Source organism: uncultured Thiodictyon sp., assembly GCF_903946935.1.
In the GTDB taxonomy this organism is placed as follows: Bacteria; Pseudomonadota; Gammaproteobacteria; order Chromatiales; family Chromatiaceae; genus Thiodictyon.
Genome location: NZ_CAJAXH010000152.1, coordinates 1 through 8,411, shown reverse-complemented (window position 1 = coordinate 8,411; position 8,411 = coordinate 1). Strand labels below are relative to the sequence as shown.

At 59.6% G+C, this 8,411-nt stretch carries 6 protein-coding genes; 2 read left to right on the top strand and 4 right to left on the bottom strand.

From position 1 onward, the window contains the following. The coding region (gene groEL, locus QZX93_RS13655) for a chaperonin GroEL (RefSeq protein WP_295394684.1) at positions 1 to 1,069 on the top strand (1,069 nt) is incomplete at its 5' end. A gap of 116 nt (positions 1,070 to 1,185) precedes the next feature. Here the strand turns inward: groEL (QZX93_RS13655) and QZX93_RS13650 are convergent. The 4 genes from QZX93_RS13650 to QZX93_RS13635 all read right to left on the bottom strand — a co-directional run bounded on the left by QZX93_RS13650 (position 1,186) and on the right by QZX93_RS13635 (position 7,531). Continuing rightward, positions 1,186 to 1,743, bottom strand: coding sequence for a hypothetical protein (locus tag QZX93_RS13650; protein ID WP_295390606.1), 558 nt, complete (start codon positions 1,741 to 1,743; stop codon positions 1,186 to 1,188). Then, positions 1,740 to 3,017 carry an AAA family ATPase gene (locus QZX93_RS13645; RefSeq protein ID WP_295390609.1) on the bottom strand — a complete coding sequence of 426 codons (1,278 nt, stop codon included), beginning with the start codon at positions 3,015 to 3,017 and terminating at the stop codon, positions 1,740 to 1,742. Before QZX93_RS13645 ends, QZX93_RS13650 begins: the two co-directional genes overlap by 4 nt. A 75-nt stretch (positions 3,018 to 3,092) precedes the next feature. Beyond that, positions 3,093 to 4,457 carry a hypothetical protein gene (locus QZX93_RS13640; RefSeq protein WP_295390610.1) on the bottom strand — a complete coding sequence of 455 codons (1,365 nt, stop codon included), beginning with the start codon at positions 4,455 to 4,457 and terminating at the stop codon, positions 3,093 to 3,095. A 23-nt stretch (positions 4,458 to 4,480) separates the two neighbouring features. Then, positions 4,481 to 7,531: an SNF2-related protein gene (locus QZX93_RS13635; RefSeq protein ID WP_295390613.1), complete on the bottom strand. Its 3,051-nt coding sequence runs from the start codon at positions 7,529 to 7,531 to the stop codon at positions 4,481 to 4,483. A 209-nt stretch (positions 7,532 to 7,740) separates the two neighbouring features. Between QZX93_RS13635 and groEL (QZX93_RS13630) the strand changes: the two genes are divergently transcribed. After that, positions 7,741 to 8,411: chaperonin GroEL (gene groEL, locus QZX93_RS13630; RefSeq protein ID WP_295394682.1), on the top strand; the 671-nt coding region annotated here is incomplete at its 3' end.

The following is an 8,411-nucleotide window of genomic DNA, read 5'->3' as shown; positions in this document are numbered from 1 at the left end:
GCAGTTCGACCGCGGCTACCTCTCCCCCTACTTCATCAACAACCAGCAGGGCCAGAGCGCGGATCTGGAGGCGCCCTACGTCCTGCTGCACGACAAGAAGATCTCCAACATCCGCGAGCTGTTGCCGGTGCTGGAAGCGGTGGCCAAGTCCGGCAAGCCGCTGCTGATCGTGGCCGAAGACGTGGAAGGCGAGGCCCTGGCCACGCTGGTGGTCAACACCATCCGCGGCATCATCAAGGTCGTTGCGGTCAAGGCCCCGGGCTTTGGTGACCGTCGCAAGGCCATGCTGCAGGACATCGCGGTGCTCACCGGCGCCACCGTCATCGCCGAAGAGGTTGGCCTGTCGCTGGAGAAGGCCACGCTGGCCGAACTGGGCACCGCCAAGCGCATCCAGGTGGGCAAGGAAAACACCACCATCATCGACGGCGCCGGTTCCGAGTCCGACATCAAGGCGCGTTGCGAGCAGATCCGCAGCCAGGTCGAAGAGACCAGCTCCGACTACGACAAGGAAAAGCTCCAGGAGCGTCTGGCCAAGCTGGCCGGCGGCGTGGCCGTCATCAAGGTTGGCGCCGCCACCGAGATGGAGATGAAGGAGAAGAAGGCGCGCGTCGAAGACGCCCTGCACGCCACCCGTGCCGCGGTTGAGGAAGGCATCGTCCCCGGCGGCGGTGTCGCCCTGGTGCGCGCGCTCAAGGCCATCAAGGATCTCAAGGGTGCCAACCACGACCAGGACGTCGGCATTACCATCGCCCGCCGCTCCATGGAAGAGCCGCTGCGTCAGATCGTCGCCAACGCCGGTGACGAGCCGTCCGTGGTCCTGCAGAAGGTCGCCGAGGGCACCGGCAACTATGGCTACAACGCCGCCAACGGCGAGTATGGTGACATGGTCGCCATGGGCATCCTGGACCCCACCAAGGTGACCCGTTACGCCTTGCAGAACGCCGCCTCCGTGGCGGGCCTGATGATCACCACCGAGGCCATGGTGGCCGACGAGCCCAAGACCGACGGCCCGGCCATGCCTGGCGGTGGCGACATGGGTGGGATGGGTGGAATGGGCGGCATGATGTAAGTCGCCTGACGTCACCGGTTTGGTGACAGAAAGCCCCGCCTCGGCGGGGCTTTTTTCAGAAATTGAACCAAAAAGAACAACAAGCTTTGCCCAAGGCGGGGCCCATCTGGTTCCCGTCATTCCCCGGGCCAGGCTGCAATCCGCTGCTTGAGCAGCGCGATTTCCGGGCATCGCTTGAGCAATCCTGGCCAATTGCTTCCGGTCAATGATCGCATGGCCTTCTTGCGTCCACCCCCTGGACCATCGCGGCCGAGTTCGTCCAGCATGGGATCGCAATATCGTTCCTTCGGATCACAGTCCTCCCGTATTGACTTCCATGGCACCCGTATGCGCTTCGGGTGCAACGCCAGCATCCAGACCTCAACTTCCTCGAACGCAAGGCAGGCAATCAGCCGATCCGGATGCTCTCGCTCTCGATCGCGTGCGCGCTCCTCATTGCGATAGCGATTGCAATCCCTGTCCACCACGATCAGAAAGAGATTGATCATCGCGTTATCATTGATAATCTCCCGGACCATTTCACGACTCAAGGTCTGATCGACACCGCGCAGGTGCGGATCGAACAACACCTCGACACGCGCAGTCCGCGCCAGATCCTTGAAGATACGTTCCACGATCGGTTTCAGGATGTACTGATCGTGCGTCGGGTCCTCCGGGACGATCAAGACCTTCATAACGCGCGTTCCAACCAGCCGGTCGCGAATAAGCGATCGACGCCACGGCGCGCGGCGACCTCATCGAAGTTCCTGAGATCCCTCAGACGGCGGGCCACAGTGCCCGGTTCGTCGGGAATTCGTCCGAAAACAACGGCGTTGCCCAGCGCCTCGTTGGACAAATGCTGTAGCACCAGGGGTGAATGGGTCGTAGCGATCACCTGGACACGTCCAGTCTTCGTGACCTGCTCCAGCAATTCGACGAGCAGATGCAGTCGCGTCGGATGCAGCCCATTCTCGATCTCCTCGATCAGCAGAAGGGGCATCGCCGCGGTCTCTTGCCCCACCGTCAGCAACGTAGTGATTAATCCAAGGAATCTTAGCGTACCATCCGAGAGGCTGCGCGCGCTTACTACGGCCCCGTCCGCCTCGACGAGCTCGAACCGGACCTCTCCTTGCCGCGTTTCGTCGAAACGAATATCGACTATCCGAGGGGCGCATAGCTCCGAGAGCCAGTCGATTAGATCAGCCTTGCGCTCTGGCTGCCGGCAGAACCGCCATAACACCGGCGAAATATCTTCGCCTTCATCGCCAAGACCCAATACCTCGGAAATGGATCGATAATCGCGCATGACAGATGGCGTGATGTTGACGAGTACCGAGTTAATCATTTTCCCTAACAGGATCTCAACGCGGTCACTCACTGCCCAGTGGAGATCCGCGGGCGGACCCAAGGCGATCCGGCCCAAAAGGCTCCTCTGAGCCTCATAACCAGGCGCTTGGTTTCGCCCCGGGGTGCCGTGGCCATTGGTCATCCACGTCATGCCCTTCGTCATGCCGGTGTTGCCCCAGAGATCCAGGTTCTCCGTATCGAAGAGGACAGTGCCAAGGTCCGGGAAGCTGAGTCGCTCTCGCGTAACCCGCGCAGATCCGCTTATTCGGCATTCTATGTGGTGCTCGGCGATTTCACCCAGCGTCTCGCCCGCCCATCGGCTCAATTCAACATAGCGCGCCAAGTCCCATGCCGACTGTAGCGTGAATTCCTCACACCCGAATCGCGCAGCTTCCGCGACACCTCCACGCAGGCCAGGCCAGATCGTGCGCCCTCCTTCCCGATGTCCGAGGAGGATGGCAGAGATTGGGTAGTTGAGCCCGACGCCCTGCAAGAAACGCACGGCATCGAAAAAATTGCTCTTACCCGATGCGTTGGCACCCACAAGAACGGTCAGCGGGGCCAGCGGGACCGTCTGGTCCCGAAAACTCTTGAAATCGGTCAGCCGCAGTGACGTAAGCATATGTTGATCGCAGGCTCAAAAAAATCGAAGGCTCCAGGCGTTGGTTCATACCGAGTCGCTGGCGCCGGAAATAACTCACATCTGCTCCTGCCCGGGGTAGTTGGCACGGTAATCAGGACCTGGAACCGCCGGTGTGACTTGCGTCTGGTCAGGAGGAATGAAGTCGCCAAGATTTAGCAGGTCATGGGCCAGTCCGTAGGCAACCGCGAGGCGGTGGAAAGAAGGCTCCGGCACTCCAGGCATTCTTAGTCGCGCGGGCTTAGGAAGCGACCTGATTTCGAGACCGGCCCAGCCGTAGAGTCCTCGGTGAATATGCACCAAGCGCAGCCGATCGTGATAAGCATCATCCGCCGAACCGCCACCCGCAAGAAATGCTGGCAGGCGATCATGGCGCCACTGATGGACCTTATTTCCAAATTGCTGTCGAACACTATTGACTGCGTCCCAGATCGCAGTCCCAACTTGATTAAGAAAGGCTCCATCTATGTCTTCGATGTCATCTTCTGAAACCTGAAAATCCCGAGCCAGCTCCCGTCGCCCCGGCATGGCCGCATACTCCGTAAACTGACTAACCAGCGGCCGATCCCTGAGCTTGCCCCGTATCTCAAGTTGGTTCAGCCGATGTTTCGCGAGATGTGCCGTTCCGAAAGGAAATACCTTTGCACAATGAGAAACGTAGCGGTCGTCGTCGGCATTCGTAACCAGGGCAAAAACATTCACGTCCAAAGTGCCGGCACCAACATCGACCAACAGGTGCAATCCGTTGCTCCTCAGTGGGGATGTGGCGTAGCAAATGGTTTCGGCCTGGACCTCTGGTAAGACGCCGATATGATCGGGATGGATAAACCGCGCCCTAACTACCGCGAGCCGCGGATCATTTAGTGGTTCGGGCACGCGCACGGCCCATCTTGCGACATCGAACATTCTCCCGGCTAAGGGAACATCGAGTACACTCAGCATCCACGCTATTTCAGCAACCGTCTGGAAGGCTGCCAGTAACTGCAGGTTGTCAAAACTCGCAGCCGGAAGCCCGATGTTTAGGTGCCAGTCTAAACGACTGTTGCGAAAGATGTCACGATGGTCTGCCATGAATTGCGCTCGGGCCTGTTTTAGCACAAGCGCCAGGAAAACGGCCGCGTTCGCTCGTGCCATGGCGTTTTCCGGAACCTGCATCAAGGCGAGTTTCAGATTCTGCAGCGAATGCCCCTCATCCGGTGCATCCAACAGGCGGGGCCTTCCGTCCATGTCTTGGGCCACTAGCCCCGGCTGCAGATAGCCGTCAACGCCCCTAAGCGCCGGGCGCAACTTTACTGCAAAGCTATCCGACGAACCGGCGATAACGACCTTGGTAAAAGCCGTACCGAAATCCAGCCCGACAAAAAGACGCTGAATTTGGGCGCCAGTTGCGCCGGGATATTGGGTGTGATGAGGTGCCAACATCTTGAGTCCTCCCTTAGCTTGACTCAGGAAACCAAAAGGATGCCTACACAAACCTCATCGTAATGAATGTTGAGTTGCGCCTTTTGCCTCAACTCCTCTTCGCGGATACGAAAACGTTCGGTAAGCTTGGTAATCCGCCCCTGGGTTGCCGCCACCAGCGCGTGGCGGCCATGGCCACGATGATTTTCAAGGGTTTGTTGTAGCACCCCTAGATGGCGTTCAAACTGGCGTTGTGCCGAAGCAAGTTGGAATCTCACGCGATCATCGTTTTCGCCCCGAGAGATTCTTTCATGACTGCAATAGTCGTTGTACAGCAACTCCTGACACCGCTCGATGCCTGCTTGTGAAATTGCGGAATCCACGACATTCGATGCCTCCAGCCAATCCGATCCCTCCGCAGCGCAACGTAGAGTCAGTTGTTCTGAGGCGTCAGGAGAAAGAGGCGCGTCCCCAGCGGCGATAGAATAGGCGCGATAGGCGAGCCGCTCCTGGACGCCGCGCACACCCTTCGATATCCAACGGTCGATCGCGAAGGCATAGGCCCCGGTCTCAACCTTGGCAAAGGCGTGTCGGGGGATCTGCATCGCGATCCGACGGTAGAAGGGGTCGTCCCGGGTCTTCAGATCATCGCTGATGAAGCGGACGAGCGGGTGGAACTGATTGATCCGCTCGACCCGCTGTCGCCCCCAAGACTCGACCTTGGTATCGATCTCACATTTGACCAAGGAACCCGTGACCAGATCGCTTGCCCCTCTGAGTCGTTTTCTGCGGATGTACTCCCCCAGGCCTGACGCGGCGGCGGGCGAAAGTCTCATCTCAAAAAGCCGTCCGTCCGCGTCGGTTTGCCGCACTTCAGAGCCTTGATAATAACGGCTGAGATGGTCGCGAATGAATCCTGCCAAGTCACGGGCCGTGATGCGACGGCTAAAGTCCTTCGCGGCCCTGACCTGTTCAAGAATATATCCCCCATGAGCGATCAGAGACGATGCCTGTTCCTCCAACTGTTCAGTCATTTGGCGGTTTGCGGTAATGGCCATTTCCGTGGCCGTGATCCGCTGTTCTTCCTGTGCTTTGGTGAGCCGCTGGGTCAACAGATCAGAGGTTAGCCGCTGGATCTCGTCGCCAAGAATCGCCTCTAATCCGCCGAGTGCCTGTTCAAAAATGCCTAGGCGTTTGTGTAGCCGCAGGACGATACGTTCGTCGATGCTGTCGCGGTGGCCCAGATTCCAGATCCGGATGGTCGGCGACTCCTGCCCCAGACGGTCAATCCGGCCGATGCGTTGTTCGACCTTCATCGGGTTCCAGGGCAGATCGTAGTTGATCAGTACCCAGCAAAATTGCAGGTCGACGCCTTCGGCCGCGACGTCGGAAGAGAGCAGAACCCGCTCGTGCGATGCATCGCGGAAGCCGCCGATCAATTCCTGTTTATCGCCCTCCATCCCCCCCATGAGTAACCGAGTGGGGATGCCGTCGACCCCAAGGCGCTCCTGCAGGTAAAACAGGGTTGCCCGGAAATACGAGAACAGAACGACCTTAGCGTCTGGGTACTGTTTGAAGAAATCGCCGAGCACATTGCGCACCCGCTCGTACTTGGAGTCCTGCGCGCGCAAGGCGGCGATATTGATCTGTGGCAACACCGTCGCGGCGATGTGTTGGATCAACTCGCCCGCATCACAGCCCTCGGCGTCGCCCAGGTCTTCGTCGATCTGAGAGTGGTCCCACGCGGTGCGTGCCCGCCATGATTCCGCCGCCGCTGCCATACAGCTTGATACTTGCCGTTGGGGTGACGCCAGCAGGAAACCTTCGTGAATATCGCGCTGGATTGCGTAATCGCGGACAGACTCGGTGACGAGTTGGTAGAAGAATGCTTCATCGGGAGACATGTCTACAAACTGAAACCGAGGTTGGCGTATTACTATCCATTCTTGTACCTCACGTTTGCGCGTTCGTGACAGCACATTGTTGAGAAGGTTAATCCGCTCCAATCGGTCCGCAAGGCCCGTGCGGTAGCCTCTGTCCGTGAGGTCTTCAGCCGTCGGCGGTGTGTTCAGCAGTTCTTGCAATTGTTGGCTGGTTGCAAGCAGCGGGTTTGACTTTGCCTCATGCAGCAGCGCCAGGATTTCCTGCGGCATAGCCGTCTGATTCAATGCCGCGGTGCGGGCCTTGATCAGGGGTGCATTGGCCCTTAGCACGTCGGGAAAAACGTGCTCGGAGTGAAACGTATCCGGATCGAGTAGATTGAGCAGGACAAAAAGGTCCCGACTGCGCAGGGAGATGGGGGTGGCGGACAGCAGGACCGTGTGCTCTGCGGCTTCCCGAAGCAGCTTGCCGAGCTGATAGGTCTGGGTGCTCGGGTTGCGCAGATAGGCGGCCTCGTCGATGACCAGCAGGTCGATCAGCGGCTCGGTGCCCGCCCGCTCGGAGAGGAGTTGTGCGAGTTGTGCCGCGGCGGCGTTGCGTCCGCTATAGGCCGAGTTGGCCCACCCATCCGGTGGGCGCAGCCCTTGCATTGTGCAGATGATTCCCCGGCCTTCGAGCAGCGTATGGCGTTCGTTGCGAAAATCCGCCAGTATCTCCCGCGGCCCCATAATGTGGGCATCAATGCCGAAGCGATTCCGTAGTTCGTCGCGCCACTTATCCCGGAGCATTGCCGGGCAGAGGACCAGCAGCCGCCGCGCATCGTAGCGGCTGCGCAGTTCGGTCCAGATCAGTCCGGCCTCAATGGTCTTGCCGAGACCTACCTCGTCGGCGATCAGCAGTCCGTTGCTCGGTGAGTCCAGAAATCGGAGCACGGGCTTAAACTGGTGCGGATAGAACTGAGTATTCGTCGTATCCATGCTATAGACCAGATCGGCCAGCTGTCCGCTCAGTCGAATCTGAGTCAGGTTGCGGCGTAGGTCGCCAACACGGCCGTATGGGCCGACGGATGGATCATCGTCCGCGATGACCATCAGTTCGAACTCTGGGTAATAGCCCCTGGTACCATCTGCAAAGGCGATGCGATATAGCCTGGCGCCGGCGCGGTCCACAAACTTGCCCGTGGACACCCCGGTCCGGTTGGGGTCGCTCCTCATGCGAACGAATGTTCCTGGCTCCATGACCGGATTCTCACGAATATTACAGTTGAAGCGTGTGGTCTGCCTCAACACTGCGGGGGCGAGATTATGACGGGCTAGAAGCGGCCCGGTTGATCTCTTTCCGTTGGACTGCCACGTCGGCGTTGGGGCTAAGTTTGCCCCCTGCTAGTTGGCAGCGCAAGCGGTAAGCTGCCCGTGCCCGTATGATGGAAGGCGTGAATATCCTGGCCAATGCGGTCAAGGTGACGCTGGGTCCCAAGGGCCGCAACGTGGTCCTGGAGAAGTCCTACGGCGCCCCGACCGTGACCAAGGACGGCGTGTCCGTGGCCAAGGAAATCGAACTCAAGGACAAGTTCGAGAACATGGGCGCCCAGATGGTGAAGGAAGTCGCCTCCCAGACCAGCGATGTGGCCGGTGACGGCACCACCACCGCGACCGTCCTGGCCCAGGCCATGGTCCGTGAGGGCCTCAAGGCCGTCGCCGCCGGCATGAACCCGATGGATCTGAAGCGCGGCATCGACCAGGCCGTGATCGCCGCCACCGCCGAGCTCAAGACCCTGTCGCGTCCCTGCACCGAGAACAAGGAGATCGCCCAGGTCGGCACCATCTCCGCCAACTCGGACACCTCCATCGGCGAGATCATCGCCGAGGCGATGGGCAAGGTCGGCAAGGAAGGCGTCATCACCGTCGAGGAAGGCACCTCCCTGCACAATGAGCTGGACGTGGTGGAGGGCATGCAGTTCGACCGCGGCTACCTCTCCCCCTACTTCATCAACAACCAGCAGGGCCAGAGCGCGGATCTGGAGGCGCCCTACGTCCTGCTGCACGACAAGAAGATCTCCAACATCCGCGAGCTGTTGCCGGTGCTGGAAGCGGT

What these genes read in the sequence shown, in the direction of transcription:
- QZX93_RS13650 (WP_295390606.1), bottom strand. Translation starts at nt 1,743, where the DNA reads ATGAAGGTCTTGATCGTCCCGGAGGACCCGACGCACGATCAGTACATC.
- QZX93_RS13645 (WP_295390609.1), bottom strand. Translation starts at nt 3,017, where the DNA reads ATGCTTACGTCACTGCGGCTGACCGATTTCAAGAGTTTTCGGGACCAG.
- QZX93_RS13635 (WP_295390613.1), bottom strand. Translation starts at nt 7,531, where the DNA reads ATGAGGAGCGACCCCAACCGGACCGGGGTGTCCACGGGCAAGTTTGTG.
- QZX93_RS13640 (WP_295390610.1), bottom strand. Translation starts at nt 4,457, where the DNA reads ATGTTGGCACCTCATCACACCCAATATCCCGGCGCAACTGGCGCCCAA.